At 37.1% G+C, this 25,625-nt stretch carries 32 protein-coding genes, 4 pseudogenes and 1 riboswitch; of the genes and pseudogenes, 30 read left to right on the top strand and 6 right to left on the bottom strand.

Annotation, left to right across the window (positions count from 1 at the left end; genetic code table 11):
* Positions 1-63 precede the first annotated feature (63 nt).
* Together D5F11_RS16235 and D5F11_RS16240 are read left to right on the top strand one after the other, a co-directional pair.
* Positions 64-924: an ABC transporter permease gene (locus D5F11_RS16235; RefSeq protein WP_120119375.1), complete on the top strand. Its 861-nt coding sequence runs from the start codon at positions 64-66 to the stop codon at positions 922-924.
* The gene (locus D5F11_RS16240) at positions 921-2,117 is read left to right on the top strand and encodes a quaternary amine ABC transporter ATP-binding protein (RefSeq protein WP_120119374.1); all 1,197 of its coding nucleotides are present in this window, start codon (positions 921-923) and stop codon (positions 2,115-2,117) included. Before D5F11_RS16235 ends, D5F11_RS16240 begins: the two co-directional genes overlap by 4 nt.
* 42 nt (positions 2,118-2,159) lie before the next feature.
* Here the strand turns inward: D5F11_RS16240 and D5F11_RS16245 are convergent, their stop codons facing one another.
* Positions 2,160-2,363 (bottom strand): hypothetical protein, encoded by a 204-nt coding sequence (locus tag D5F11_RS16245; protein ID WP_120119373.1) that lies wholly within the window; start codon positions 2,361-2,363, stop codon positions 2,160-2,162.
* A gap of 179 nt (positions 2,364-2,542) precedes the next feature.
* On the opposite strand from D5F11_RS16245, the gene D5F11_RS16250 reads away from it, so the two are divergent.
* On the top strand, positions 2,543-3,424 hold the full coding sequence (locus D5F11_RS16250; protein WP_126646617.1) for an FAD synthetase family protein: 882 nt from the start codon (positions 2,543-2,545) through the stop codon (positions 3,422-3,424).
* 77 nt (positions 3,425-3,501) lie between these two features.
* Here the strand turns inward: D5F11_RS16250 and D5F11_RS16255 are convergent.
* Both D5F11_RS16255 and D5F11_RS16260 read right to left on the bottom strand, forming a co-directional pair.
* Positions 3,502-4,687: pseudogene (locus D5F11_RS16255) on the bottom strand (site-specific integrase).
* Between the two features lie 102 nt (positions 4,688-4,789).
* On the bottom strand, positions 4,790-5,179 hold the full coding sequence (locus D5F11_RS16260) for a hypothetical protein (RefSeq protein ID WP_120119371.1): 390 nt from the start codon (positions 5,177-5,179) through the stop codon (positions 4,790-4,792).
* A gap of 118 nt (positions 5,180-5,297) precedes the next feature.
* Between D5F11_RS16260 and D5F11_RS16265 the strand changes: the two genes are divergently transcribed.
* The 24 genes and pseudogenes from D5F11_RS16265 (at position 5,298) to D5F11_RS28170 (ending at position 19,205) form a co-directional block, all read left to right on the top strand.
* Positions 5,298-6,137: an ATP-binding protein gene (locus tag D5F11_RS16265; protein ID WP_126646618.1), complete on the top strand. Its 840-nt coding sequence runs from the start codon at positions 5,298-5,300 to the stop codon at positions 6,135-6,137.
* A 242-nt stretch (positions 6,138-6,379) separates the two neighbouring features.
* Positions 6,380-6,667, top strand: a complete 288-nt coding sequence (locus tag D5F11_RS16270) for a hypothetical protein (protein ID WP_120117711.1) — start codon at positions 6,380-6,382, stop codon at positions 6,665-6,667.
* Complete coding sequence (locus D5F11_RS16275; protein WP_120117710.1) at positions 6,661-6,924, top strand: hypothetical protein; 264 nt, start codon at positions 6,661-6,663, stop codon at positions 6,922-6,924. Before D5F11_RS16270 ends, D5F11_RS16275 begins: the two co-directional genes overlap by 7 nt.
* Before the next feature lie 168 nt (positions 6,925-7,092).
* The gene (locus tag D5F11_RS26640; protein WP_185830746.1) at positions 7,093-7,251 is read left to right on the top strand and encodes a hypothetical protein; all 159 of its coding nucleotides are present in this window, start codon (positions 7,093-7,095) and stop codon (positions 7,249-7,251) included.
* Positions 7,252-7,316: 65 nt separating this feature from the next.
* Positions 7,317-7,505, top strand: a complete 189-nt coding sequence (locus tag D5F11_RS16280; protein ID WP_120117709.1) for a hypothetical protein — start codon at positions 7,317-7,319, stop codon at positions 7,503-7,505.
* The gene (locus D5F11_RS16285; protein WP_120117708.1) at positions 7,498-8,367 is read left to right on the top strand and encodes a ParA family protein; all 870 of its coding nucleotides are present in this window, start codon (positions 7,498-7,500) and stop codon (positions 8,365-8,367) included. The genes D5F11_RS16280 and D5F11_RS16285 overlap by 8 nt, the downstream gene beginning before the upstream one ends.
* Entirely contained in the window at positions 8,360-8,698 is a 339-nt protein-coding gene (locus tag D5F11_RS16290) for a hypothetical protein (RefSeq protein WP_120117707.1), read from the top strand. The genes D5F11_RS16285 and D5F11_RS16290 overlap by 8 nt, the downstream gene beginning before the upstream one ends.
* On the top strand, positions 8,695-9,399 hold the full coding sequence (locus D5F11_RS16295; RefSeq protein ID WP_120117706.1) for a hypothetical protein: 705 nt from the start codon (positions 8,695-8,697) through the stop codon (positions 9,397-9,399). The genes D5F11_RS16290 and D5F11_RS16295 overlap by 4 nt, the downstream gene beginning before the upstream one ends.
* Before the next feature lie 28 nt (positions 9,400-9,427).
* The gene (locus tag D5F11_RS16300) at positions 9,428-9,976 is read left to right on the top strand and encodes a hypothetical protein (RefSeq protein ID WP_120117705.1); all 549 of its coding nucleotides are present in this window, start codon (positions 9,428-9,430) and stop codon (positions 9,974-9,976) included.
* Positions 9,977-10,231: 255 nt separating this feature from the next.
* A complete protein-coding gene (locus D5F11_RS16305; protein ID WP_120117704.1) occupies positions 10,232-10,684 on the top strand; it encodes a LuxR C-terminal-related transcriptional regulator in 453 nt (150 codons plus the stop codon).
* Positions 10,685-11,117: 433 nt separating this feature from the next.
* Entirely contained in the window at positions 11,118-11,273 is a 156-nt protein-coding gene (locus D5F11_RS26645) for a hypothetical protein (protein ID WP_185830747.1), read from the top strand.
* A gap of 236 nt (positions 11,274-11,509) precedes the next feature.
* Positions 11,510-11,734 (top strand): helix-turn-helix transcriptional regulator, encoded by a 225-nt coding sequence (locus tag D5F11_RS16310; protein ID WP_120117703.1) that lies wholly within the window; start codon positions 11,510-11,512, stop codon positions 11,732-11,734.
* Between the two features lie 109 nt (positions 11,735-11,843).
* The gene (locus D5F11_RS16315) at positions 11,844-12,677 is read left to right on the top strand and encodes a hypothetical protein (RefSeq protein WP_120117702.1); all 834 of its coding nucleotides are present in this window, start codon (positions 11,844-11,846) and stop codon (positions 12,675-12,677) included.
* A 200-nt stretch (positions 12,678-12,877) separates the two neighbouring features.
* Positions 12,878-13,069: a hypothetical protein gene (locus D5F11_RS16320; protein WP_120117701.1), complete on the top strand. Its 192-nt coding sequence runs from the start codon at positions 12,878-12,880 to the stop codon at positions 13,067-13,069.
* A gap of 34 nt (positions 13,070-13,103) precedes the next feature.
* Positions 13,104-13,559: a putative periplasmic lipoprotein gene (locus tag D5F11_RS16325; protein ID WP_120117700.1), complete on the top strand. Its 456-nt coding sequence runs from the start codon at positions 13,104-13,106 to the stop codon at positions 13,557-13,559.
* A 14-nt stretch (positions 13,560-13,573) separates the two neighbouring features.
* Positions 13,574-13,909 (top strand): hypothetical protein, encoded by a 336-nt coding sequence (locus D5F11_RS16330; RefSeq protein ID WP_120117699.1) that lies wholly within the window; start codon positions 13,574-13,576, stop codon positions 13,907-13,909.
* 5 nt (positions 13,910-13,914) lie between these two features.
* Positions 13,915-14,760 (top strand): hypothetical protein, encoded by an 846-nt coding sequence (locus D5F11_RS16335; protein WP_120117698.1) that lies wholly within the window; start codon positions 13,915-13,917, stop codon positions 14,758-14,760.
* A 41-nt stretch (positions 14,761-14,801) separates the two neighbouring features.
* The gene (locus tag D5F11_RS26650) at positions 14,802-14,942 is read left to right on the top strand and encodes a hypothetical protein (RefSeq protein ID WP_185830748.1); all 141 of its coding nucleotides are present in this window, start codon (positions 14,802-14,804) and stop codon (positions 14,940-14,942) included.
* Positions 14,943-14,988: 46 nt separating this feature from the next.
* Entirely contained in the window at positions 14,989-15,405 is a 417-nt protein-coding gene (locus D5F11_RS16340) for a hypothetical protein (protein WP_120117697.1), read from the top strand.
* Positions 15,402-15,737: an HNH endonuclease signature motif containing protein gene (locus tag D5F11_RS16345; RefSeq protein WP_120117696.1), complete on the top strand. Its 336-nt coding sequence runs from the start codon at positions 15,402-15,404 to the stop codon at positions 15,735-15,737. Before D5F11_RS16340 ends, D5F11_RS16345 begins: the two co-directional genes overlap by 4 nt.
* A gap of 140 nt (positions 15,738-15,877) precedes the next feature.
* A complete protein-coding gene (locus tag D5F11_RS16350) occupies positions 15,878-16,330 on the top strand; it encodes a phage terminase small subunit P27 family (RefSeq protein ID WP_120117695.1) in 453 nt (150 codons plus the stop codon).
* A pseudogene (locus tag D5F11_RS16355) lies at positions 16,308-17,834 on the top strand (terminase large subunit); the annotation flags it as partial. The gene D5F11_RS16350 and the pseudogene D5F11_RS16355, both read left to right, overlap by 23 nt.
* A gap of 102 nt (positions 17,835-17,936) precedes the next feature.
* Positions 17,937-18,175: pseudogene (locus D5F11_RS27485) on the top strand (phage holin family protein); the annotation flags it as partial.
* Positions 18,176-18,272: 97 nt separating this feature from the next.
* Positions 18,273-19,205: pseudogene (locus tag D5F11_RS28170) on the top strand (glycoside hydrolase family 25 protein).
* Positions 19,206-19,638: 433 nt separating this feature from the next.
* Here the strand turns inward: D5F11_RS28170 and D5F11_RS16375 are convergent.
* From D5F11_RS16375 to D5F11_RS16385, 3 genes are all read right to left on the bottom strand, one after another.
* Positions 19,639-20,655: a DUF4179 domain-containing protein gene (locus D5F11_RS16375; protein WP_120117693.1), complete on the bottom strand. Its 1,017-nt coding sequence runs from the start codon at positions 20,653-20,655 to the stop codon at positions 19,639-19,641.
* Positions 20,624-21,169, bottom strand: coding sequence for a sigma-70 family RNA polymerase sigma factor (locus D5F11_RS16380; RefSeq protein WP_120117692.1), 546 nt, complete (start codon positions 21,167-21,169; stop codon positions 20,624-20,626). Before D5F11_RS16380 ends, D5F11_RS16375 begins: the two co-directional genes overlap by 32 nt.
* Positions 21,170-21,660: 491 nt before the next feature.
* Positions 21,661-21,900, bottom strand: coding sequence for a hypothetical protein (locus D5F11_RS16385; RefSeq protein ID WP_120117691.1), 240 nt, complete (start codon positions 21,898-21,900; stop codon positions 21,661-21,663).
* 1,044 nt (positions 21,901-22,944) lie between these two features.
* On the opposite strand from D5F11_RS16385, the gene D5F11_RS16395 reads away from it, so the two are divergent.
* The 3 genes from D5F11_RS16395 to tenA all read left to right on the top strand — a co-directional run bounded on the left by D5F11_RS16395 (position 22,945) and on the right by tenA (position 25,624).
* A complete protein-coding gene (locus D5F11_RS16395; protein ID WP_120117689.1) occupies positions 22,945-23,295 on the top strand; it encodes a YolD-like family protein in 351 nt (116 codons plus the stop codon).
* A gap of 408 nt (positions 23,296-23,703) precedes the next feature.
* On the top strand, positions 23,704-24,642 hold the full coding sequence (locus D5F11_RS16400) for an AEC family transporter (protein ID WP_120117688.1): 939 nt from the start codon (positions 23,704-23,706) through the stop codon (positions 24,640-24,642).
* A 94-nt stretch (positions 24,643-24,736) separates the two neighbouring features.
* Positions 24,737-24,837: riboswitch (TPP riboswitch) on the top strand.
* 100 nt (positions 24,838-24,937) lie between these two features.
* Positions 24,938-25,624 carry a thiaminase II gene (gene tenA, locus D5F11_RS16405; protein ID WP_120117687.1) on the top strand — a complete coding sequence of 229 codons (687 nt, stop codon included), beginning with the start codon at positions 24,938-24,940 and terminating at the stop codon, positions 25,622-25,624.
* The last annotated feature ends 1 nt before the right edge of the window (position 25,625 follow it).

Consider the following 25,625-nt stretch of genomic DNA (forward strand, 5'->3'; position numbering starts at 1 on the left):
AGCTGGCCGCTTGTGCTAGCTGCTTTTTCTCAATTCAAATCTAAAAATAGTGAGGTTTAGTTAATGGGAGAATTTCCAGATATTAGGACGAATTTAGGCGGTTACGTCAGTGATTTTGTTGATTTTCTCGACAGAACGCTTGAGGGATTCTTCGGCTTTATCTTTTTGATTTCCTCGAAGTCAATTAATGGAATCCAGGATTTCTTATTGTGGATGCCCTGGTGGTTTTTTATCGCTGTGATTTTTTTGCTGGGCTGGTATTTCCGGTCTGTTTTTTCAGGTGTTTTATATTCGGGATTTATATTCCTGATTGGTACATTTGGACTGTGGGAAGATATGATGACAACCATTGCCATCATTATAGCCTCAGTACTCATATGCCTTATTATCGGGATTCCGTTGGGGATATGGATGTCATACAGCAATGGTTTTTCGACAGTCATGCGACCTATTTTGGACGCCATGCAAACAATGCCTAGCTTTGTTTATTTAATTCCTGCCATCTTTTTCTTCGGTTTAGGTAATGTCTCCGCGATTTTCGCTACACTTATTTATGCCTTGCCGCCTGTTATCCGATTGACAGAACTTGCTATCCGGGGCGTTGATAAAGATGTTATTGAGTCGGCACAATCATTTGGATCATCCAGATGGCAAATGTTGAGAAAAGTTCAACTGCCTCAGGCGCTTCCTACCATTATGGCCGGTGTAAACCAAACGACAATGATGGCGCTTGCGATGGTTGTCATTGCTTCGATGGTTGGTGCATCCGGGCTTGGTGAGCAAGTCCTTGTAGCGATTAACCGCATTGATATTGCATTGGGATTCGAAGCAGGGATCAGCATTGTGTTTTTAGCTATTATCATTGACCGGGTTACAAATGGCGTCGCTGATAAGTTTCAAAAACACAGGAGGGGAATCCAATGACAACACAAATTAAGCTAGAGCATGTCTCAAAAATTTTCGGCCCCAAACCGAAGTCAGTGATACCGCTGGTTAAAAAAGGGATGTCTAAGGGTGAGATTTTAAAGAAGACCGGGCATACAGTAGGTGTTTATGATGCTTCGCTTGAAATAAACAAAGGCGAAATTTTTGTGATCATGGGTTTGTCCGGAAGTGGGAAATCCACTTTGATTCGCTGCTTCAATCTGTTGAATAAACCGACCGATGGAGCAATCTATATAGATGATGAAAATATTGTGAAATGCAACAGCGCCGGTTTAAAAAAAGTGAGGCAAGAAAAAATCGCGATGGTTTTTCAGCATTTCGGTCTGTTTAACCATAGGACAGTTCTTGCAAATGTAGAGTATGGTTTGGAAATCCGCAACATCCCTAGAAAAGAGCGGCGAGAAATTGCATTAAAAAATATTGAAATAGTAGGATTAAAGGGGTATGAGAATAAATACCCTGATGAATTATCTGGAGGAATGCAACAAAGGGTTGGATTGGCCCGGGCGCTATCAAATGATCCTGATATTCTGTTGATGGATGAACCTTTCAGTGCACTGGATCCATTAATTCGCAGGGAGATGCAGCTTGAATTGCTAGATATCCAAAATAGATTGCAAAAGACAATCATATTCATCACCCATGACGTAAATGAAGCATTCAAATTAGGTGACCGGGTAGCGGTTATGAAAGACGGGCATGTGGTTCAAGTCGGCACCCCTGAAGAAATCATCGAAAATCCTGCGAACGACTATATTTCTGAGTTCATCAAAGATATCGATCGATCGAAAGTTCTCCAGGCGAAACACATAATGATCAAGCCGAATGCCCTCGTCTCCTTAAAAGATGGCTTGAATGTAGCGATCAAAGAAATGAAAACAAACGGTATCTCAAGCGTATTTGTCGTTGATCGGCAACGCAGCCTGAAAGGAATCGTCACGATAGATGACGCAGTCAAGGGGTTAAGGGAGAAAAAAACGTTGGAAGAGGTCATGCGCCATGATGTTTCATTAGTAGATGAAGAGATATTTGTCAGTGATTTGATACCCAAAATATTGGAATCGAAATATCCTCTTGCTGTCGTAAATGAAGAGAAGAAACTGATCGGGTTTATTTTACGCGTTCATGTCCTAGCGAGTTTAACAGCAGAAAACGAGTTTGATGTTCAATAATTAGAAGGGGAGCAATGCGAGATTGCTCCCCTTCTAATTTTTTCACTTAGATAACAGCGTCTTGAGGGCTTTTAATATAACAACAATGGAAAAAAGAACGATGATGACTACTGCTACTACCATAATGACTGTTGAAAAGACAGCAAGAGGACCAGGAAGAAGGATGGTCAATACTAAAAGGGCATAGCCGGCAATAATAGCTGCCAAGTATAGACCCAAAGTAGAATTTGGAAGAGAAGACATCATGAATACACCTCCTTTACTACCATAATATGTACAACCGAAAACAATGGTTCCGCTCATGTATTGGTTAAAAGCTGAAATCTTGCAAAGAATTTTTGCTTACAATTGAAATCATATACGATCTAGTATATGATAAAAACATGGAGGCTTTACCGTAAAAAAAGATGACGGTGGTGTTATAGGTGGAGACGATTTATATAAGAGGGCTACTTGATATGAAAACGCTGACAAGTGAACCTTGTGTCATGGCCCTTGGCTTTTTTGACGGCGTTCATTTGGGACATCGTGAATTGATCGAAACTTCAAGAAAAATTGCCGAACAGAAAAATCTTACTTTGACTGTGATGACGTTTTTTCCTCATCCGAGCAATGTTTTGCCAAACAACCAAAAAATAGACCGATATTTATCCCCTTTGGATGCCAAGAAAGAGATTTTTAAAGAATTAGGGGTTGAAAAGCTTTTTATTGTTACATTTAATCAAGATTTTGCTAAACTCGCACCACCTGCCTTTGTTCGAAAGTATATCTGTGGATTAAATTGCAAACATGTAGTGGCCGGGTTTGATTTTACGTATGGATTCAAAGGACAGGGAAATATGGAGCGCATTGTGCAAGATGGGGGCGGAGAATTTGACATAACTGTCGTTTCGAAAAAATCCTATAAAGAGATGAAAATCAGCTCAACTAAAATCCGGGAGCTGTTAAATAATGGGGCGGTTGCTGCTATTCCACATTATTTGGGAAGCTATTATTCGACCTACGGGCAAATTGAAAATGAATCATATGATTTAGATAATCAGACAATCATGGTGAATATGTCTTTTGACGAATATATGCTTCCGAGGAAGGGAATGTATTTGATTCGTTTAAAAATGGATTCTGGTGTAATTGAAGGAATATGTAAACTTACTGAAAGCATCAGCGGTACCCAGACCATTTATATCCAATCGAAAAAGAGACCGAATCTTGAGTCCAGAGTGAAAGTTGAATGGATTTTAGAATTGGAAGTGCTTTCTCCTCCAGAAACAGATGAAATGGTGAAAAAAGTTCAAATGGTTGTTTGAACTGTATGAATTTAGCGGTTGTAAAGCGAAAAGGATGCACAAACTCCTCTGTATCAAGGGGGTGGGGCTACTTTGAATTAATTAGCCCCAATTTTAGCCCCAGCTGCAAGACTTTCACTGAAAGCTGTGACTGCTTTATCTTCCAATTCTTTGAAGGAATGTGAATATACATTATTAATCATTTCCGGCGTATTCCCCAATCGATCGGCTATAGTTACTGGGGGAACTCCGTTACTAATTAATATGGTCGCATGCGTGTGCCGCAAGCCATGAGGTGTAATTTTTCTGATACGTATTTCCTCTTTTTTCAGTTGAGCGTATATTGATTTAAATGTATATTCTAAAAATGTTGTCACAGCATTTTTCACCGCTAGTCTTGGAAATAAACACATGATCGCTTTCTTTATCTAATTTCAGACCAGAAGCAAACTTTGTTTCTAAGCACCATTTTTGGTACACTTTTAATTGATCCACTAAAACATCATCAACAGGAATGGTACGATAACTGTTTTTTGTCTTGGGAGACCGTTCGCCATGTCTATCCCTAGTACAATCAACAGTTATCGTTTTTTGGTTGAAATCGATGTTTCTCCATTTTAAACCAAAAGCTTCGCCCCTTCTTAACCCCGTATAAGCTAACAGAAAAATAAGTGTGAAATTTATTATGTTCAAACGTTTTTTTGCTGTATGCAAAAATAAATTTAATTCTTCGGGGGTTAAGAAATTTTCCAACTTACGTTCTTGTTCAATGCTAATTTTAGTGAACCTATTACGTGTCAAAATTTCATCTTCAACCGCAGCATTTATGGCAATGCTGAATAATCGATGAAACAGTTGTACAGTACTTGGTTTATAGGATTTAAGTAAATCGTTAATATAGACACGTCTATATGTTGTTCTGTCCAATTCCGCTAGTACATATTTACCTAAACGCGGCTTCATTTGATTGTCAATCGCATCTTTTCTTTGGATACGGGATGTTATTTCCCAATCGCCGTTATATGTCTCGTACCATATATCTAGCCATTGAGAAACAGACATTCGGTCGTTCTCTACTTTTTTGACTTGTCCGCTTAATAGATCGGCTTTGACTTGCAACAGTTCCTTTAATGCTGCCTTTTCTGTATCAAAACCGCTCTTTTTCTTCTCTTTTCTCTTTCCTAGGGCATCGTAATACTTATGACGATACTGATAACGTTTATCGCCATTCTTCAAAAAGTAATAGTAGATTTCCGGATCTGTTTCTGTTTTGTGTAATTTCATTTTTCGTATCCCTTTCATTGCGTGGGTAGACGCTTTTGGGGACGAAAAATATCTGCATCACCTCCTTAAAAGTTTATTGAACATTACACACTATTACGCTTGTCAAAACGGTAAATCATCGTCGCTTTTATCGAGATTATTATTAGTATCCAAGAATGGATCCTCAGTAACTGCAACTTCATTGTTTGAATTTTGATTTTCATCCCAATGGTCTAACAGTCCGTCCTCAAAAAAACTAGAAGTAGAACCGCATTCATGACAAAAGCGAGCATTCCCCTCAAGCATTTGGTCACAACCTCCGTTATTTTGACCCCATCTAAGACCTTGGCGATAATAATCATCATTATTATCATTAATATGGAATCCAGTACAGATATTAAAAAGATAGGTTGCACATATTTTACAGTAGTTACCTTCTACCTCTTCGTTTTTACATTGGGGGCATTGAACAACTCTCATGTCTTTATCTAGAGTAAAACTTGGATAAATCATATTAATGTCATCTCCTTTGCTGAAAAAATAAAAATTGTCATTTCCGCATATAACGCAATATTTTGATTATTCGGAACGAAGTTCGAATCCTACCTAAACCAAAAAGGCGGTGTAACAAGTGGAAAAGCTAACGATTCCGGAAACATTGCAGAAGAATATAACATACCATTCTGAGGTGTGTGATCGTCACACTTATATCAAGGCAGGCCAAGAGATTGTTAAGCCTATTCAGAAGATGGTGATTGATGGCGAATTGGTTTGTCCCCGATGTGAACTGGAGCAAGGGGATCGCAAACTACAGGAAGCAACACAAAAGGAATACGATGAATTCTTAAAGCAAAAGAAATACAACACTTTCTATAATCGCAGCATATTGGCCGACAATACAATTTTAGCAGCTACTTTGGAGAATTATCATGTTGAGCACCAGGAGGAACGGAAGAATAAACAAACAGTTATGGAGTCAATATCTCGCCTTAAAAATGGCCAAGTATTTAATTTGATTCTTCAAGGTAATCAAGGTGCTGGAAAAAGTCACTTAGCTTATGCAGCTTTACGTGAATTAAATGAAAGTGGATTAGATGTATCGTGTCTATTCGTAAATGTGGAGAGTATGATGCGGTTAATCAAAGACTCATTTAATAATAAAGAGAGCAGATATACAGAGAATTATTTTGTGGAATTGATGTCTGAGGCTGATTATCTTGCACTGGATGATATTGGAGCGGAAACCGGCGCGATCGGAACAGACAAAATTGCTACAGATTTTGTTCAAAGGGTTCTATATGCTATTACAACCACCAGGCAGGATAAATCAACTTTAATAACTACAAATCTATCCAGCGAAACTCTATTCCGGATGTACGACAAGAAACTGGTATCAAGGCTGTTTAGAAATCCTAAGTTTGTTGTATTCAAGGAAACCAAGGATAAGCGGATGAATAATATTCCCTTTTAAAATAATTAACGGACGGTGATTGATATGTGTGAAAAATGCGGAGGGGAAGGAAGATATTATGAACAAGTGGAATTCAGACTTTGGAAAGAAACCCCTTGTTTATGTGACTTCTCTAAAAAAATGAGAGAGCTTCGTGCTAAGTGGGAAAAGGCCGATACGGAAGGTAAAAAGATAAAAATAGAACTCCAGATGTCTATGGAAAGAATTGAGAATAAAAAGCAATTAGAAGCGAGGGGAGTACTATGAATAATTTAGGCAAAGAATTGAAAAGTATTACGCTTATTTTTAGCAAATATTTAGGTATTCCCCCGCTGCAAACAACAGATGTAAGAGAATGGTGGATTCATGCTTTAGGACATTTGGATAAAGAAACTATTGATAGCCTATATGAGAATTTTGTTGATGCTCCTTGTTGGCAAGTGAAAATGATGAAAGATGATTTGCTGGCCAGAAAGATGGAATTGGAGATGAGTGAGGATCCTTTCCCCACTCATGGAGAATTAGAAGAGGGGGAGCGTGTACTATGTTAAATAAATCAAAAGATTTGTTGTTCGAAGAATTTAATCGAATGGCAAAGGGACTTTGTATCTCTTTAGGAGTTACTATTCAGTCCGAAATGACCTGCTTCGAAATGTTCCGGGCTGCTTGTGAGAGGATGGCAACCGAAAAGCTTTCCAAAGTACGTACGTGTTTCGAGGAAGATGATAATTGGTTGTTTAAAAAAATGCAGGAGATTATTTCCAAGGAGTTACAGAGTAGAGGAATAAATCCACTTTCAAGAGCATGAAAATTCGGAAAGCCTGCTGCGACGAATTAAGAAGTTTTAAAAGCAAATCCGAAAATTTAGGAATCGCGCCAAATATAAATCGTAGTGGGCATGCATACCAACGGAAGCATCCGGATCAGTATAAGAGTTAGTGGTTAAAAATTGTGTGATAAAGGAGGATGTAATACTTTGGGAAGAAAAACATGGTTTGATTTAGTTAGAGAATATTTCCCTGATGCTACTGATAAAGAATGTGACTTTATTCTATGGGAAAAAACCGCTTTTCCTGTTTGTGGAGTGGAAGAAGTCAAAAGACAGTTAGAGGAATATTCAAAATTAGAAAGTTGATACACAGTTCGGAGGAAAAGGGCGGTGATCCCATGCAACAAATGTGTCGAAGGAGGGAACGGAATGTGGAAATGGTTAAATGGAAAGACGTTTTAGGGAAAGAACACCTTTTGATGGAAGGTAAAGGGGATGACGTGTTCCACGTTATTCCCTCTCAATATGACGATGAGGGCAATTCATTTACGCAGATAATTTCAAGAGAGGCAATGGTGGAGTTTATTAAAAAGACGCAAATTATGAGTTTTCATGAATAATTATCAAAAATATAATAATGGGAAGGTCGTATCTTTTTTAAACATGAAAGGGGGAGTGGGAAAAACTACTTTATGTGTTAGTTTAGCATATCAGTTAAGTGTGGAATTTAATAAAAAGATTCTCATTTTAGATATGGATCCTCAATTTAATGCTACCCAAACAATAATGGAACAATATAATTTAATTGATGAATACCTAAATAATTATAGGATAAATAAACGTACTATTATGGAAGTATTTAATAGAAATGACTCACTGGTTACCACAATTGAAGAGAAGGAAATTTTACCTGAGGATTTAATAATTTCATCGAAAGTCAATGAGAATTTAGATATTATTTGTGGTACTCTTGATTTAATTAGATTAGAAAAAAGCCAAGATAGCATTATGAAGAAAAGATTAAAGATATTTATAGACAAACATGGTCTAAAAAGTGAGTACGATTATATTTTTATTGATTGTCCACCCACTATTTCTTTTTATACTGATGCTGCTTTATTAGCTTCAGATAGTTATATTATTCCAGTTAAAGTGGATAAATTTTCTACTCTCGGGGTTAAGCTGTTAGACAAAGTTATAAAAAAATATAAGGAAGACCCTGATTTCAAACTAGAGTGTGCAGGGATAGTTTACATGATGCAGGAAAATCAGAGTAAGCTCGATGAAATTAAGAGAACTTTCGAAGAAAATGATTTAATTAGCCATTATAATGTATTTAAAAATAGTTTAAGAAAGCATAATCATTTGCTTTCAGGTGAACAGGGAAATATTGCTTTTAATTATCAAGTCACTAGGAAAGATTTAAACGAGATTGCTAAAGAATTTTTGGGCGTTTTTGAAGGGAGCGGTATATGTGGATAGAAATAATGAGGAGCTGTACATAGAACTAATTGGTTTAAATACCTTGTTGTTACTATCCAAAGAGTTATTTGCACGGAATAATGATATAAAGGATTATATTGAATCGATTTTTAAACTTGAGTTTAAAAATTATCTTTACATGTCTAGGACTCTGCTAGTGGCAAGGGTAAACAGGCATATTTACTCATTAAATTATAACGATGCAAAAGAAAGGTTGGAAGCAGTTAAACAATATAGACAAAATTCTTCTGATGAGACAAAAGTAGAAAAGCCTAATAAAAGCAATAAATCATCTAAAGATAATTTTAAAAAGTGGTTAGAAAACATATGATTATTGAAATGGATTCACTTGATCAAGTTAAGGAAGTTCTAAATGAATATAAGAACTATATGAGGCCAGCGATTAGTGAAAATCAGTTGAATCACGATAATATTATCAGTGTAGGTAAGTCATTAATGATACTTAGAAGCTATGCAAGCTCAAGAGAATTTGGTAGAACATACTATTTTAAATTAATGATTTCTGATATTTTTAGTTGTTTATACGCAATAAAAAAACAGCTTCCTAGTCGCTTTTTTTATTTCTCATACCGCTCTGCTATAGAATCATTTTTAAGATCAAATTCAGGTCATAAATCTAATACTAAGGATATGACTGAGTTATTTAATGATTTTAAGGAAACAAATAAAGAGATTCTCCAAAGCAAACATTTAATTGGTGAATTTTATCAAACAATTAGAAGTATTTATAGAAAATCATCTGGATACGTACACGGAAATCCACAATTAAGTTTTAACATTAAAAATTCCATTGAAGACATAGGGAATCAAGACAAGGATCATAGTGCTTTGCTAATAGAGCTTAACAAGCTTATCACTCTATTTAAAAAGTTTTATCTTACTAAAGACAATGATTTAGCTGTATTAAAACATGTATATTTATTTAGAATAGAACAATTAAGATATTTATTAAGCAAGAGTGAAAATCAATTATTTTTTAGTTCTACCAGCCCACTGGAGGACACTGAATGACCATTATGAGAGCGAGTGAGAAAACAGCTTGAAATCAGATAAAAAGTTAAAAAAAGAGAGAGTTGAGAAAAAAAGAGAATCAAGAGAAATAACAAAAAAATATCAAGATACAAAAAAGCTAAGATGTAAAGCTAAAGCAGAATTAAAAATACTCCTGCAACTATCTCAGAAGGAAAACAGTTCTAAACTTGAAGCTTACAAAGATATCAAGTATCATTTAAAGTCATCTCAAAAAGAACTAACTTACTTTGGTTATAGAGGTGTAATATTTGGTTTCGTAGGTGTAATATTAACTAGTATTGTTACAACAATGATCATTCCAATGATCTTTGAGATGAGTGATGGAGTTAATAAAATGCATTCCTTGAATGAAAAAATAATTTACGCAGTTGGCATAACTCTTCTTATTTCGTTTTTAGTGTTCTTGTTTGTTTTTTTCTCTCGAAAAGTAGTTTCTCCGTTTTATGATAGTGAAAAAGATATTAGAAACCAGATTTACATAAACGAATACATGATAAACATTGTAGATGAAAAGATAAAAGAACTCAGTAATAATACTATAGTTCCTCCTGGCTAACCAGTGGACACTAAATAACGCAGAAAGCGTTGTTTGGTGTCTTTTTTATTTACCAAAAGGAGTGAAACTGTGAACCTAACCTTGAAAGACCAACTTAAGGATTGGAAACGGAACAACAGAGAGTGCTGTAGCAAGCCACAGAAACGCCGCAGAGAAGATTTATCGGAATTCGAGATCAAATCTCTTATGGGGATGGACAGACCAGTTTATCGCAAGTACAGGGGTTCATACAGACAAAGGTGAGGAGGGGTCGGAATGAATAAAATCGAAATCGAGAACACGCTTAAAGATTACCATTGGATGATTAACAGCATCAAAATCATGAGACAGTCATTGGAATCTGCAGGAGAAGGATTAACGGCCCAATACGGCGTTGAATCAGCTATGCCAAAGCCAAAAGGTACAACCAGTGATCCAGTGCATAGAGAGGTCATAAGACGAGGAAAAAGGGTAGATAAAATTCGAGAATATGAAGATAGGATACTTGAAATCCAAGGTCTATTTCATAAAGTCCACGATGAAAGAGAATGCGAAGTCTTGTATTGGCTCCTGGAAGGAAAAAGCTATCGCTGGATTGGTTATCACATGGGGTTGTCTGCCTCTCATATTCAAAGATTAAGAAATAACATTATTGATCATATGTCTGAAACAAATGTTACAAATGGTACAAAGGATACGGATTTGAAAAATGAAAAATGTGCATGTTAGACTGGAAGGGAGGTATGAATGATGTTATTCCGTGAATGTTTCTCCATTATGTAATCTGTTGGCGTTGTCCTTTGGAAAAGGATGGCGCATTTTTACTTTATAATAATTTATTTAATATATATTGCATTAAGTTATTAATGTTAAGCCATAATAAGAAAAGAAGAAAGGGGAGGGGATGGATCAGACCCCATCCCACTTTATAAACGTGAATGAAAAAACAAGAATCTTCACTGATAATACTCTGATTTTTTTCATCACTTACTCCTCCTTTCTTCATTATCATGCTAATAATAGTTATTTTTTATTCATTTTAATTTTAGCACCCACTGTGGTGCTATTTCTTATGCCTAAAAATTGATATATATGCTAGATTTATATTGACGTTCGTAAATATAAATAGTATAATAAAAGTATAGAAAGGAGGGGTACATAAGTGAACATGGACGATTGGGAGAGGGCGCTTAGAATGACAGCATGGACAACTGCAAGTATCGGGGCGGTAGTAGCAACGATAAAAAATCTAAGTGACTTGAATGACAAGAAAAAGAAAAAGCGACGATCTCCGGGCAAGAAGAAACGTCGCAAATGAATGGGGAGTAAGGGAGCTAACAATTCCCTTCTCCAACTACAGTATACCATGTTCACTGAAAATCATGAAAAAAATTGATTGGTTTAATCTAGTATTACTGTGTTTCTTTATTATGCATTTTACAACTATAGATTATAAAAACTTTGATTGGGTTGAAATAGTTACTGCTGTTTTGGCTGGCATTTGGTTTATACTCACTTTAGTAGACTTATTTATTAGGTGGAGGGTATCAAAGCATGAGTAATGGATCTTCTTTTCATTTTAAGGATGTTCAGGAGTTAAGAGCATTCCTGAATGATGAAGTCGTAACTACGACAGAAGCTATTCAATTGATCGGGTGCAGCCGCCAAAACTTAAAACAATTAGTGGATCATGGAACCCTTGTTCCAATCAAACAGACACCCAGAGAAAGATTATTTTTAAGGTCTGATGTTCTAAATTATAAAATGAAACGCAAGTAGCATCTCATGACGAGGTGCTTTTTCTTATGCCTAAATCATTACCGGTCTGGTGCACCTTCCATTTAATTGGTAAGATATCCCTAGACATAATTCGTAGGGGGTTAATGGATTGAAGAAGTTATGCTTTAGTTTAGCAGCCATTTTATTATTGACTGCTGGATGTTCATCCGAGGAAGTAGCTGAACCAAAGGATGAACAGCTGAAAGAAGAAGTGAAGAAGGAACCGGAGAAAAAGGGTAAAAATACTATTAATGTTGAGATAGATGTTGAGCCGGTAGTTGAGGAAGACGGCAAGGTCCATTTTATAGGGAAAACGAATTTACCTGATTACGCGGAATTGATGTTTACACTTAAAGGGCTTGATGGATACACCGCGCAGTCTAAAGAAACTGTGTTAGATGGAGTAATTGAAACAGGAAGCTTTAGTAACAAAGGAGAAGGTTTACCCGGAAAAAGATACCAATTGTCCATTGAATTATCATCAACTCAAGATGATAAGTTTGTTGACGTTGTTGGAAAAGAGTATGAAAACCTAACTGGAGATCTCATAATAGAGTCCGTTCTTGGTAAAACGATGGAATATAGGTCCTCGTTTTTAATTGAAGGTAAAGGAAAAAAGAATTACATTAGTCCTGATGAAGTTGAAAAAGTCGTAAACTATATCGCCATAGGCGAACAAGATAAATTAATAAGCGTTGATGTTGTAGATGGAGAAATCAAAATAGTTATTGAACAGGCTCCTCATGATTTATTGCCAGGGGAAGACTTGGCTACCAATACATATAGCAAAATTTCGGATGAACTTTTAGAACTTGAAAGCTGGGATATTCTAACAATTCAATATGTTGACATAGGAACAATTAGCATGAACCGTTCCGAAAAAGAAAGGAATGAATACGGCGATTATTTCCCTACTCAAGTAATTGAGGAGAGGCTAGAGTAATTTATTTAAAAAAGACAGGTAGCATCCGGTTATATCATTGTCGGGTGCTTTTTCTTATTCCCAAAACAAAGAGAGGCAGGTGATGTAGATTATTCACCTGCAAATTATAGCCAACCTATTTGTCAAGTAGTGTCGAATGATCATTATAGGTAAATAGTCCTCTTTTGTAGAAGTGTACTGTTAAAAAGGAGGATTGTTTTATGCGAAAGTATAAAGTGAATATTCTTCTTAAGAACGGACATCAAATGGAATTTATTACGAATACTGATGTACGAACAGCCGAGAGACAAGTGATCCTTGGGGATGAATATATTTTGACAAAGGACCTATACGTCATCAGCTTTCGACATATCAAGAAAATGACGGTGGAAGAAAAGTGTACCAATTGGTAAGATATCCCTATACATATGTGTAGGGGGTAATGTCTTGAAACGTTTTATTATGTTCTTATTAGTGTCTATAATTCTAGTCGGGTGTTCAGGAAACAGCGAACAATACTTAACCGCAGAAAGTTTTATAGATCAATATAATCCTATTGCTGAAGCTGAGGCCTTGTTAACTTTTGAAGAGACAGAAGTGAACGAGCGTGGATATATTGTAACCACTGCGGAAGATGCATTAGAAGGTATTAGCATTAAGGTAAATGAAAACGAAGTGATCGACGAGATAAAGTATTCAGGAGGCAACTACTTGCAAGTGTTAGCAATCCTGGAAGCTTTAGGATACGACAATACAGAAAACTACGATTCAGTTGTTGAGGCATTTGACAACATCGAACAATCGCCAGTCCACGTAGAGTGGGAAGAGGATGGGACAAAAGTGTTTATAGCTGCTACAAGTCCAGAAATTATAAGTATGAATGTTTCAGCAATAGATGATTAAAATGGAGTGATTAAATGAACCTAGTTGATTGTGATCATTGCCATAAACCTTTTAACATTCAACCAAAGGAAAAGAAACACGGCAAAGGAATCATCGAAACTTATTTCACTTGTCCGCATTGCAAACAACGGTACACATCATTTGTCACGAATGCAGAAATCAGGAAGAGGCAACGGGAGATTAAAAAGCTACATGAATCTGTTCATAAGCCTGCCAAAGACTATACCGCTGGTCGAATAAACGAACGTGATTATAAACAAGCGATTGATAGGATTCACGAGAAGATTGATAAAAAGCAAGCAGCACTTGAACCGAGAATGCAGGAATTGAAGAATAAAGTTGCGAGGTGATAACTGTGGATCAAGGGAAAAAGGAAGATTTAAAAGAAAGTATAAAGGATACTGCCGCTGATATCATACTTGATGTTGGAAGTGAAGCTGCCGCAGAAGTTGTTAAAGAAACTGTAACAGGTTTACTGAAAGAAGTATTGGTTGATACGGGAGCCTCAATGATTCCTGGAATCTCTGGAGCAATATCCGGATGTAAACGTGCACGATTTGAGCGAAATATTAAACAGTTCACAAATGAGTTATCTTTAAAAGTTGAAGATCTTCGCATAAATTTAGAACAGAAAACAGCAGAACAGAAAGAGCAATTGGACCAACTACTGGCATATATATTGGATTATGTAATTGATGAGCAGCAAGAAGAAAAGATAGAGTTTATGGTTAATGGTTTTGTGCAAATGACAGAACACGAAAATATTACGGAAGATTTTGTTTTAACGTATTATGACGTTTTGAAAGAGTTACGGCTGGTTGATATTTCAGTGTTAAGGTTAATGTACACTTCCTTTTATATGTATGATCAAGCTAATCGGGAAACCTATATCGATGTAATGGAAAAGCACGGAATAAGCTTGGAACAATATGAGTCTGTTAGGCGGAATTTACATAGAAGAGGTCTTCTTACTACGAAAACAGACTTAAACATTAATGATGATTTGGATCAAATACACAAGACTTTTAAGGAATTATTCGCATATCTAAAAAAGCTAACAAACCCAAGGTTCAAAGGATCTTTGCCGACATTGAGAGAACCGAAATTTAAATCTAAAGATAATCTACAAATATCTAAGTTCGGGCGTGAATTTGTGCATTTTTTCTTGAATATGGATAACGATGAGATGACGGGACAATAGGTGTCCTGTTTTTTTATGGTTCAAAAAGGAGTGATCATAAATTGAACCAAGAGTTGTTTATTGTTGCATTACTTAACCTTGCAAAAGAGATTGTAGAAAAGCCTAAAAACACTTCTTCCGAAGAGGCTTTTTTAGAACAAGTAGACATTTTTATAACTGAATTAGAGAAAAAAATTATGTAGTACCCACTCACTTAGTTGGGTGCTTTTTCTATTGGAGGGAATAACATTGGATGAAATCATAGGTCATGCAATTTATAAATGCTTATGCTGTGGTTATAGAGATAAGGTCAGAGGTAAACGAAAAGACTACAAAGAAATATATGTTTGCCCTAAGTGTAATGGTGCTTTCGTAGATATTTATCACTTGCATAAATATCAAACAAAGAATCCTGCCAAGGATATAGAAGTAACTCCATTGTTGGTAATTGAATTAGAAAATGAGACAGCTGTCCCGAAAGTATTCTATCAGGGTAAAGAGATAACCAGAAAGACAATAGTCGCATTTGGATGGGAAACGAAAAAGGCTGATGTAGAATCTGATGGGTTAATGTACGACATTGATTATTTTGAACCAGTGGATGGAGTTACATGTCGTAGAGGGTACAGATTAAGACGAGGTAAGTTTTCCTTTGATGATGAATGAGTCAGCAACTCTATGACAAATACAAACGTAATCAAGAAGCAAAGCGATTCTATAACAGTGCCGCATGGATAAAGTGTCGGGAGTCGGTGCTGATCAGGGATGGCTATCTTTGCCAGGGGTGTTTGAAGCACGGCGCACTGACACCAGCTGACATGGTGCATCACATTAAACACTTCCTGGATTATCCGGAGCTTGCACTTGACGAAGACAATCTTGAAAGTTTATGTAATCCATGTCATAACAAAGAGCACCCAGAGAAGGGTGAAGGCGAGAAGAAAAGGAAACCGAAAATCGCAGTGGTAGAGTTTGGGGCGAACCCGGAAATAACATAGCCCCCCTACCCTTAAAAAGGAAAATCGGTTTTTACCCAGACCGGCTGACTCGCTTCTTCACAATAACACCGCCCATCAATATTTTTTGATTGGGCATTTTTGCGTTAAAAATACCAATTTTAAAAGGAGGTGAGGGTAACATGCCAACACCAGCTAAACCAGCAAGGTTACAGCTTTTACAAGGTAACCCAGCAAAGAAAAATGTTACTGAGTTGAAACGAAGAGCCGAGCGGGAAGAAAAGATGAAAATGAGTGCGGAGCATGTTATCCCGCCCTCATGGCTTGATAAAACTGCCCAGAAAGAATTTAAGAGACTGGCTACTTTGCTTTTAAGTGTCGAATTGATAAATGATGCCGATGTGGGGCACTTGGCTTTATATTGTGATGCCTATTCTCAGTACCTGTCTTATAAGAGGCAAATAAAATCAAAGGGAATGTGGGTGGACGGAAAGCCGAATCCTTTTATATTAAGAATGAAGGATGCAGCTGCTCAGATGCGGTCGTTTGCCACCGATTTAGGATTATCGCCGTCTGCAAGAGCAAGGCTGGCTATTAATTTAGAGGGTGACGATGACGATGACGACGATTTCTAAGCCTCTTCTTGAAATGAATTATACGGAATTAGAAAAATGGTGGGCCGATTATAAAGAGATGCAGAAAAGTTGGGGCGGCATCTTAGAACACCCATATCCTGAACTTTTGACAACCTGGTATGCCGAAAGGTTGATTGACGGTTCAATCCCAGCCAGCAAGGAAAATATTTTGGCTGCAAAAAGGCACATGAGAGACCTTAAAAGACAGCGTACAGATGACTTCCCATGGATATTTGACGAAGAAAAAGGGCACCGACCCATCAGATTTATAGAACAAAAATGTAAACCATCCAAAGGAGACTTTGATCAATTAGTGTTGCAACCTTGGCAGCATTTTGTGATCGGGTCTCTTTTTGGTTGGGTGCATAGAGATACCGGAATCAGGCGATTTCGTGAAGCTTTGGACATGGTGGGACGTAAGAATGGTAAAACCACTCTCATTAGTGGGCTGTCCAATTATATGCTGGGCTTCGATGATGAAAACGGGGCAAGAATTTATGTTTTGGCTAATGCTGAGCAACAAGCTCATGAACTATTCGATGAAGCTAAAGCGATGGTTGAAAAGTCACCATATCTATCTAAGCGTTATAAAGCCCAAAGAAACAAAATCAAGTTTGAAAAAAGATTTTCTGAAATTCAAGCAAGGGCATCCGACAGTAAACGATTAGATGGCTTGAATACGCATCTTGGTATTTTCGATGAGATCCACGAATTTAAAGATTTTAAACTGATCAACGTTATCAAAAAATCACGTGGCGCTCGTAAACAGCCCTTAATTATATATATTACAACTGCTGGATATGTTTTGGATGGTCCCCTGGTTCAGTATTATGAGAACGCTGCTGACTGTCTGGAAAATCTTGAAGATGATTTGGACGAGCGAACTTTTTATTATATAGCGAAATTGGACAATCCCGAAGAAGCTGACAAACCGGAACTTTGGATAAAAGCAAATCCAAATATCGGCCTTATGGATTTCGTAAACCTTGTTACCGACTGGATAAAGGAAAAGAAAAATCCGCAAGAACGAGCGGACTGGATGACAAAACAGTTTAATTTATTCAGTAATGTTGATCAGCTCTCTTTCGTGGATATTCCTACAATCAAGAAAAACAAAAAGACACTAGATTTAAAAGAGTTGGAAGGGCGTAGATGCGTTGGCGGGTACGACTTGTCAGAAACAGAAGACTTTACAGCTGCTGCATTAGAATTTCCACTTGATAGCGGAGAGGTTTTTATTTTGAGCCACTCTTGGATACCCCAAGCGCGATATGACAGGGACAGCAATCAACGGAGATTAGATGAGTGGATAGAGGCAGGAGATCTGACTGTGATTCCGGGGGACTATGTGAAGTGGGAATTTGTGTACGAGTGGTTTGTTGATCAATCCGAAAAATATGTTATAGATTTGATTGCTTTTTACCGGGCAAAGGCGCTTTATTTGAATAAAGAACTTGAAAATTACGGTTTTAGAACAGAAAAAGTAATACAAGGATTCCTCACCACTTTATATATGTCAGTAACAGGCAGCGCCATTGCAGGTGCTGCCTTTTTATTTGGGGGAGTTGATCACTTGGTCGTGGCATTAGCAATTTTCATGGCTTGTGATTATGCCACTGGCTTAATCGCAGGATATCAAAACAGAAAGGTAAACAGCAAGAAAGCTTTAAAGGGCCTTGGAAAAAAAGGTGCTATGCTTTCACTCGTTATCATTGCAACCAATTGGATATAATCGCTGGATCCGGTAATGGATTCATGCGTAACAGTATGATCTTCTTTTTGATTGCAACAGAGGGGGTTTCACTGGTCGAAAACCTTGGGAAAAATCGGTGTGGATGTACCTGATTTCTTAAAGAGTAGATTCGAGCAAATAAAGAATGACAAGGAAAAGTGACGCATAAGCGTTGCTCTTTTTTAATATTAAAAAGGGAGAGGGTATATAATGAGTAAAATTGCAGACTTGTCACATCACCAAGGGACGATTAACTGGGCCAATGCAAGCCAGGAATTAACCTTTGCTATCCTACGGGTGCAGGACGGATCCACAGTGATTGATCGCCAGTATAAAAATTATGTCGCTGGCGCAAAGCAATACGGCGTTCCATTTGGTAACTATGCTTTTTGTCGTTTCGTCAGTCTTAATGATGCAAGAGTGGAAGCCCGAGACTTCTAGAACCGAGGCGACAAATCAGCGCAGTTCTGGATTGCTGACGTTGAGGTAAAAACGATGGGGGATATGCGGGCAGGCGCACAGGCTTTTATTGATGAGTTGTGGCGCCTTGGAGCCAAGAAAGTAGGCTTGTATGTTGGCCATCACTGTTACAAGCAGTTCCAGGCGGACAAGGTTAAAGCTGACTTTGTATGGATTCCGCGTTATGGTGGTCCAGAGCCGTCATATCCATGCGACCTATGGCAGTACACGGAAACAGGCCGACTGGCAGGAGTAGCTGGCAACGTGGATTTAAACAGGCTCACGGGTAGTAAGTCTTTAGCATATTTTATTGGTGGGATGGCAACAGCACCGCCAGCTACCAATAAAAAACCAGTTTCTAATACTCATATCGTCAAGCCAGGGGACACTTTGTCTGCTATTGCTAAAAAATACAAGACGACTGTAGCTGAACTGGTCAAGATTAACGGTATTAAGAATCCTGACCTTATTCAAGTTGGTCAAAAGATTAAATTATCCGGATCTGCTCCTGTGTCTCCTGCAAAGGCGTCTACTCAAAAAGTTGTTTATCACACGGTCAAGCACGGTGATACAGTGAGTGGGCTAGCCGTTAAACATAAGGTTACTCAGGCGCAGATTAAAAGCTGGAATAAGCTTAAAGACATCAATAAAATTAATGTTGGCCAGAAGTTGAGGGTTAAATAATATGTTATAATTAACGCATTCGGGCATCGATTGCCTAAGAGGACGACCTATCCAATTATGGACGGGTTGCTTTTTTTGTTTTAGGCTCTGTTTAACTCAATTGATAATTAAAATTGATAAAAGGACGGAAAAAGTTAATCCAATACTTAAAACACAGCCCAGTATTTTTTGAGTTTGAATGTTTTTATCTTGTTTTAGGTTTTCTAATAGTTTCACTAAATTTAAAAACCATAAAAACGANAAAGCTCTCTCGTTTTTTGAGCATACATCATATCAGCGATTTTACTCATGACCACTTGGCAATCTTCTGTAAAAATATTCCCTCATAGATTTTGTAAAGTGACGATAAGGCTATTTAAATCTCTGGGTTGCTCCACAATCGCGCCCTATTCTTGAATAACCCTATACTTCAATTGTAATTGGAAAAGTATCATTATTTATTCAAGTCGATTTTTATTGGCTCTAATTCTAACGGATCGTTTGGGTCTCCACCGGCCAATGCCACTTTTGAGTGAATTTTAATATAATTAGTTTTTCCCTTTATTGACTGTGGAATAATACTCCTGCCTTTAACAATAATCCTATCGTTTTTTGTGGTAGTTTCTAGGTCGATTCCGTCTGTAGAGATAAAGATTTCTTTACCTTGATCATCATAAACCTCTAGACGTACCTGATTATGTTTTCCTTGAATTGGAAAAGTAGCTGTATAATTAATAGCAGTCGATGCTTTACCTTCTGTAATTGAATCGAAATGAACATTTATTTCTGCATTCTCTTTGTCAGTTCCTTTATCAACATTTACTGTCCTATATGGTAATTGGTTTATTGGGACGTCAAATCGCCAACTTCCCTCCTTACCGCCTATCCTCTTGAATTCAAACGGGAAAGTAGTTTCTGAAGGTAATTCAGTTTTTGGATAGCTTAATTGTATATGCCCTGTATAACCATTTTCAGTTGGCTCCATGTACACTAATTCTTTACTATCAGAAATGCCATCCTTACCATCAAATATTTCATAAAACCCTTGAACCCGGCCATCTTCTTCTGTTCTCAGATTTCCTTTAACAGAAAAAGTAACTCCTATGACTGCTCCATCATAATAAGCATTTGTAACAGATACATCTACACCTTTATAACTGGATGTTTGATTCAATTCTGTTATCAAATCTTGGGTTTGTAAGTTTCGACCTACAGCATCATTGAAGGCAGTATACACATTCCCAAGCAACGGCACTTCCGCCATTACGTGTGACAGGGAAGGAGAAATGAAACTGGAAGAAATAAATAAAGTTGCAGCCGCAACTATAGGCCATAGAATTTTTCTTGTATTATTTTTATTTTTAGGTATACCGTGATTAGCACGTTCCTTTCCAGCCCTTATTGCATCTAAAACACCATCTCTAGGTACTTCAATCTTTTCATATACTTTTTGAAATGATTTTTTCTCCATTATAGTCTATTCCTCCTAACAATTTTTTTAATCGATCTTTCCCCCTACTCAAAAAGGTTTTCACCGTATTTTCAGGTATTTTCATCACCTTGGCTACCTCGCTTATAGGGAGATCTTGAAAGTAAAAAAGAATAATTGCATTTTTATGCTTTTCGTTTAACCTATTAATTGCCTCTAATAAGTCCAGGTTCTCCTCTCTTTTTTCCCTTTCATCCGTAGTAAGTTCGATCATATTACTCAGACCTAATTCTTTCTTTCTCTTTTTCAATACATCATACGAACAATTTATAAGTATTTTTGTTAGCCAAGTTAAAAAGAATTTCTCATTTTTTAATTGACCTATTGATAAAAAAGCTTTATAAGATGTCTCCTGGACAACATCTAGAGCATCTTCACGATTCCGAACATATAAGTAAGCAGTACGGTACAGTTGGTCGCCGTGTAAAATAAGTAATTCCTCTAGACATTCCTTGTTTCCCTTTATTGCCTTTTTAACAAGTTTAAGTTCATTCATCATTTGACCTCCTTTCTGCCTATTAGAGTGAAATTATTATAAAAAAGTTTCAACTTTTTCTTTCCTTGGAAAAAACAACGGTTCTGTCAACATAAAAAAAGAGCGTCACATGACGACTCTTCTAATATGACATGACATGTCATATTTTTTGTGGTTTAAGTAACTTCTTCTTCTTAATCTTGCCACGTTAGCTCAAGTACATTTCTTAACAATCTCTTCGCTATACAACTAAACCCGTTATTCAAGAATCTGGCCCTTTAACGGAATAACGATGGTTTTAGTTTTTAAACAACTTTATCTCATAAAACAAAAACCCTTGGATTGTTTAGTCTTGCAGGACCAAATCCAAGGGAAAAGTAAGATTTGAAAATTACATCTAGCATATCTAACTTTGAGATAAAAACAAGCCTCTTTCGTTCGACATTACTAGACAGTCCCGGCGTTGACCGGGCCTGTTTTGCTTTCATTAATTCTTCACAATGCTTATCCTTTTAATCAAAATCTTTCACTCTCTCTATAAAGGGCTTTCCATCAACTACTCCTTTGGTAAATAATTCTTCAGCAGTTTCAAATTCTTGAGTGTAAGAATCTTTACTACGTGTCAGTAAAAAACTTTTTTCTTCCCCGTATAGTCTACTAATCCACCATTCTTCATCGTTATAATATAAAGACATTTCTTGTCCTTCATCTTCAATAGCTTTTCTAACTTCTTCCCATGTTTCCTTATCCATCTTTTACCTCCTGTAGAAAATTAATATCCTAAGGAACTCAAACCATGAAAAAGGCCCGGCGTTGACCGGGCTTTTACTATTTTTTAAAAATACTTTTAACAACTTTGGTTACCAGATAAATAATACCTATTAAAATAACTAGTATTATTAAGGCATTAACTACACTAAAATTACCCATACGACACTTTCTCTCCTTTTACTTAAACAGCTTCCTGATCAATTTAAATATATCAAACGTAGTACGTTGATACACCTTATTATAAGCATACTTTTTCGGGTCCCGCACCCATCCATAACCCCGCGGCATCTTTAGTCCGGCACGATGGACAACCTGTCTTTTAATACTTGTGCGGGCACTGATGCGGCGTTTGAGGCTAGGCTTACGTAATTTTCATCAGAATCACCTTCATCACAAGGTCTATATTTCATTATTAATTCCTATTTCTTTTCTTTTTACGTTCAATGATACTAAAAGTTATTAATAAAACAATAAAAAATCCTATATAGTTAAAAATGTTATTTATTGTTAATGATTCAATAAATGACCAATTAAAAAAACTAGTAATTAAAAATGCCAAGATAGTCAAAAATATTGCATATATTGCATATAGTATTAGTCTCAAAATAACCACTCCAAAATTAGTTTACTTCTCTTCATCTACTCTCAATACACTACCATAATTATAGAATTTAAAAAAATAAAATAAACGTAAATTTATAATTTATTCTCATTTATTCATTCGACACAAACATACATTAATTTCCACTTGAATAACAAACAAGTGTTCGTATATAATAACTGATAACAAACAAATGTTCTATTGGTGATGATGTGATTGGTTTGTTAAAACGTGCAGCAGGATCCAGTCAGAGGCTTGAATTAATCTATATCAATAAAGAGAATAAAATATCCCAGCGCACCATAAAAGTGCTTGCAGTTACTGAATCAACCATAAAAGCTTACTGCTACACAAAAAGACAGTTCAGGACCTTTAAACTTGCTAACATATTGTCTATTGGCCAGATAAGGAGAAGGGGAGCATAATGAAACCAAATAAGTTAACACCAGGCTATAACCTACGCTGGGAATCAAGCCGCATGATGCTACCGGAGCACGTCCGGGCATTAAATGATTTAAGTGTTGATTCCAAGCGTGTCAAAAAGCCACAACTGGACGAGCAGGAATGGGAGCAGATCAATGAGACTATACATATCGCGATGGAGTTCAACCAATTATTAATTTTTACCGTTTGGATTGATGGATTCTTTGAAGAAGTTACATGTTCCGTCCACTACATAAATCAAATGAATAAACAAATGTACGTTGTGGACATCAATCTCAAAGCCCACAGAATAGATTTCGATGCTATTGCAAGTGTTAAGTTTGCAGAATAGCCCTTCGCAAAATGAGGTGCTCTTAAGAAATAAAACAAGCCCGGTTCGCAGACCGAGCTTTATTTTTTACTATTTAGCATCTACCCACGTAATATTTTTTGTCCCAATTTCGCCCCAAAAGTAGCCCCAAGTACGTGCTTTTTTATACATTATCCTGCAATCTGAAACATTTTTTAAAAAACTAGTAAACGTTGATATATCAACATTTTTGAAGGTTTTATCCTATTGTTTACGTCTAAATAAATTTAGCGGTTGTAATACAAAAAACTTTATGTATAATAAGACGAGTGAAGAATGTTGGATTGACTGCACGTGTAAAAACCCCTTGCGGATACACGAATAAGCAGCCATCGATTTCTTCGCTTTTTTCTATTATTGTCAGTTTTTTATCCGGAAATGGGGAGAGAAATGGAATTTACAATCGTTTTTCAATCAATACTTATTATCACAATGATGATCATGATCGGCGCAGTATTAGCTAGAACCTCGCCGTTAAATAGTGAAACACGAACTTTGTTTATTAACATGATAGTGAACGTGGCAATGCCCTGCATCATTCTTTCCAGTATTTTTCATGTAGATATGGATGGGGACATGTTCAAGAAGATTATATTGGTGTTTGTGTTATCCATTATTATCAATGTTGTCGGTATTGCAATTGGGTGGATTTTTGCAGTTCTTTTTCAAAAAGACTCGAACCGCACGAGAGAAATTGCTTTACTGTCCGGACTGGGAAATACCGGCTTCATCGGCATTCCGCTGTGCGCCGCTTTGTTTGGACCTGAGGGGGCGCTGTATGCGGCTATTTTTGATGCTGGAGTTGACGTGACCATTTGGACAGTTGGGGTTGTGATGCTGCAAAAAAATAGGGCATTTGCCTTGCATACATTGAAATCCATGATTAATATTCCGACAGCAGCTATCGTCATCGGACTGCTTGCAGGTTTTTTCAATATTAAGCCTCCGGAAATCATCATAGGTTTGACAGACCGACTTGCCGCCCTGGCGGCTCCGCTTGCCATGTTTTATATTGGGATGATGATCATGGGACTACAGCGAGGAAAGTTTCGTCAATCGGCACCCAAAATGTGGGTTCCGATTACAGTCAAGCTCATACTGCTTCCAGTCGTCACCATATTTATGATTCACTTCTTTAATTTTGATTCGGTGTTGATACAGACGGTACTCATACAATCAATGATGCCTACCATCACATTGGCTTCCATTCTCTTTGCCAGATATTCAGCCGATGAACAAATGGGGGCACTGACAACTGTCCTTTCTACACTTCTTGGCTTGATTACCATCCCGTTCATGGTATATGTCATGAGCTTGTTTATCAACTAGACTTGATTTTTGGATAATTCCTGTTATAGTGAAGAATAAGCGTATCTCTTATTTCTTCGTTTAACTTTCTATGAACCTAAAAACTAAATAAGTTTGTGTCTGCTAGGGGAGCTATATGCTGAGAGAAATCATTGATTGATACCCTTTGAACCTGATCTGGTTGATGCCAGCGTAGGGAAGCAGGCTGAATATACAATATTAGTATTGCTATGCAGCCGCTTCCTTTTAGGGAGCGGCTTTTTGCGCTTAATAACCGGGGAAAAGAGACGCAATAAACATAAAGGAGCTGCGATGAATGGAAGTCGACAAGCTGTTATTTACAGATAGACTTTATGAAAGTTCCAAAGAGATTTGGGAGAAGAGCTATCAGCATCCGTTTGTTCAAGGAATTGGAAACGGAACGCTCGATGAAGACAAGTTCATCTATTATATGCAACAGGACTATGTTTATCTGATTGATTATGTGAAATTATTCGCCATTGGCGTGCAAAAGTCACATAATCTCGAAACGATGGAACGATTTGCCCATTTGCTTCATGAACATCTTCATTTTGAGATGGAGCTGCATCGGCAATATGCAGCGGAATTTGGAATTACTAGAAAAGAATTGGAACAAACCGAACCGGCACCTGTCAACCTTGCCTATACTCGCTACATGTTGAACGTTGCCCATAATGGAACGCTTGCCGAATTGATTGCTGCATTGTTACCTTGTGCTTGGCATTATGCGGAAACTGGCAAACGGTTAAAGGAACAATATGAAGATCGCTTGGAACATAATCCATACAGGAAATGGGTCAAAACATATTCATCTGAACAGTTTGGGGCATTGGGTGAATGGCTAATTGAATTATTGAACGAGTTGACGAACGGTAAGCCAGAAAGAGAATTGGCGACACTTGAAAAGCATTTCCTTATCACATCCAAATACGAATATCTTTTCTGGGATATGAATTACCACAAACAAGATTGGGGTATTTGAT

Source organism: Siminovitchia terrae (assembly GCF_003605405.2).
GTDB lineage: Bacteria > Bacillota > Bacilli > Bacillales > Bacillaceae_C > Siminovitchia > Siminovitchia terrae.

Excerpts from the sequence above, each read along its gene's own strand:
- D5F11_RS16235 (WP_120119375.1), top strand. The coding sequence starts at position 64 with ATGGGAGAATTTCCAGATATTAGGACGAATTTAGGCGGTTACGTCAGT.
- D5F11_RS16240 (WP_120119374.1), top strand. The coding sequence starts at position 921 with ATGACAACACAAATTAAGCTAGAGCATGTCTCAAAAATTTTCGGCCCC.
- D5F11_RS16245 (WP_120119373.1), bottom strand. The coding sequence starts at position 2,363 with ATGATGTCTTCTCTTCCAAATTCTACTTTGGGTCTATACTTGGCAGCT.
- D5F11_RS16260 (WP_120119371.1), bottom strand. The coding sequence starts at position 5,179 with ATGATTTATCCAAGTTTTACTCTAGATAAAGACATGAGAGTTGTTCAA.
- D5F11_RS16270 (WP_120117711.1), top strand. The coding sequence starts at position 6,380 with ATGAATAATTTAGGCAAAGAATTGAAAAGTATTACGCTTATTTTTAGC.
- D5F11_RS16275 (WP_120117710.1), top strand. The coding sequence starts at position 6,661 with ATGTTAAATAAATCAAAAGATTTGTTGTTCGAAGAATTTAATCGAATG.
- D5F11_RS16285 (WP_120117708.1), top strand. The coding sequence starts at position 7,498 with ATGAATAATTATCAAAAATATAATAATGGGAAGGTCGTATCTTTTTTA.
- D5F11_RS16295 (WP_120117706.1), top strand. The coding sequence starts at position 8,695 with ATGATTATTGAAATGGATTCACTTGATCAAGTTAAGGAAGTTCTAAAT.
- D5F11_RS16305 (WP_120117704.1), top strand. The coding sequence starts at position 10,232 with ATGAATAAAATCGAAATCGAGAACACGCTTAAAGATTACCATTGGATG.
- D5F11_RS16310 (WP_120117703.1), top strand. The coding sequence starts at position 11,510 with ATGAGTAATGGATCTTCTTTTCATTTTAAGGATGTTCAGGAGTTAAGA.
- D5F11_RS16320 (WP_120117701.1), top strand. The coding sequence starts at position 12,878 with ATGCGAAAGTATAAAGTGAATATTCTTCTTAAGAACGGACATCAAATG.
- D5F11_RS16330 (WP_120117699.1), top strand. The coding sequence starts at position 13,574 with ATGAACCTAGTTGATTGTGATCATTGCCATAAACCTTTTAACATTCAA.
- D5F11_RS16345 (WP_120117696.1), top strand. The coding sequence starts at position 15,402 with ATGAGTCAGCAACTCTATGACAAATACAAACGTAATCAAGAAGCAAAG.
- D5F11_RS16350 (WP_120117695.1), top strand. The coding sequence starts at position 15,878 with ATGCCAACACCAGCTAAACCAGCAAGGTTACAGCTTTTACAAGGTAAC.
- D5F11_RS16375 (WP_120117693.1), bottom strand. The coding sequence starts at position 20,655 with ATGGAGAAAAAATCATTTCAAAAAGTATATGAAAAGATTGAAGTACCT.
- D5F11_RS16380 (WP_120117692.1), bottom strand. The coding sequence starts at position 21,169 with ATGAATGAACTTAAACTTGTTAAAAAGGCAATAAAGGGAAACAAGGAA.
- D5F11_RS16385 (WP_120117691.1), bottom strand. The coding sequence starts at position 21,900 with ATGGATAAGGAAACATGGGAAGAAGTTAGAAAAGCTATTGAAGATGAA.
- D5F11_RS16395 (WP_120117689.1), top strand. The coding sequence starts at position 22,945 with ATGAAACCAAATAAGTTAACACCAGGCTATAACCTACGCTGGGAATCA.
- D5F11_RS16400 (WP_120117688.1), top strand. The coding sequence starts at position 23,704 with ATGGAATTTACAATCGTTTTTCAATCAATACTTATTATCACAATGATG.
- tenA (WP_120117687.1), top strand. The coding sequence starts at position 24,938 with ATGGAAGTCGACAAGCTGTTATTTACAGATAGACTTTATGAAAGTTCC.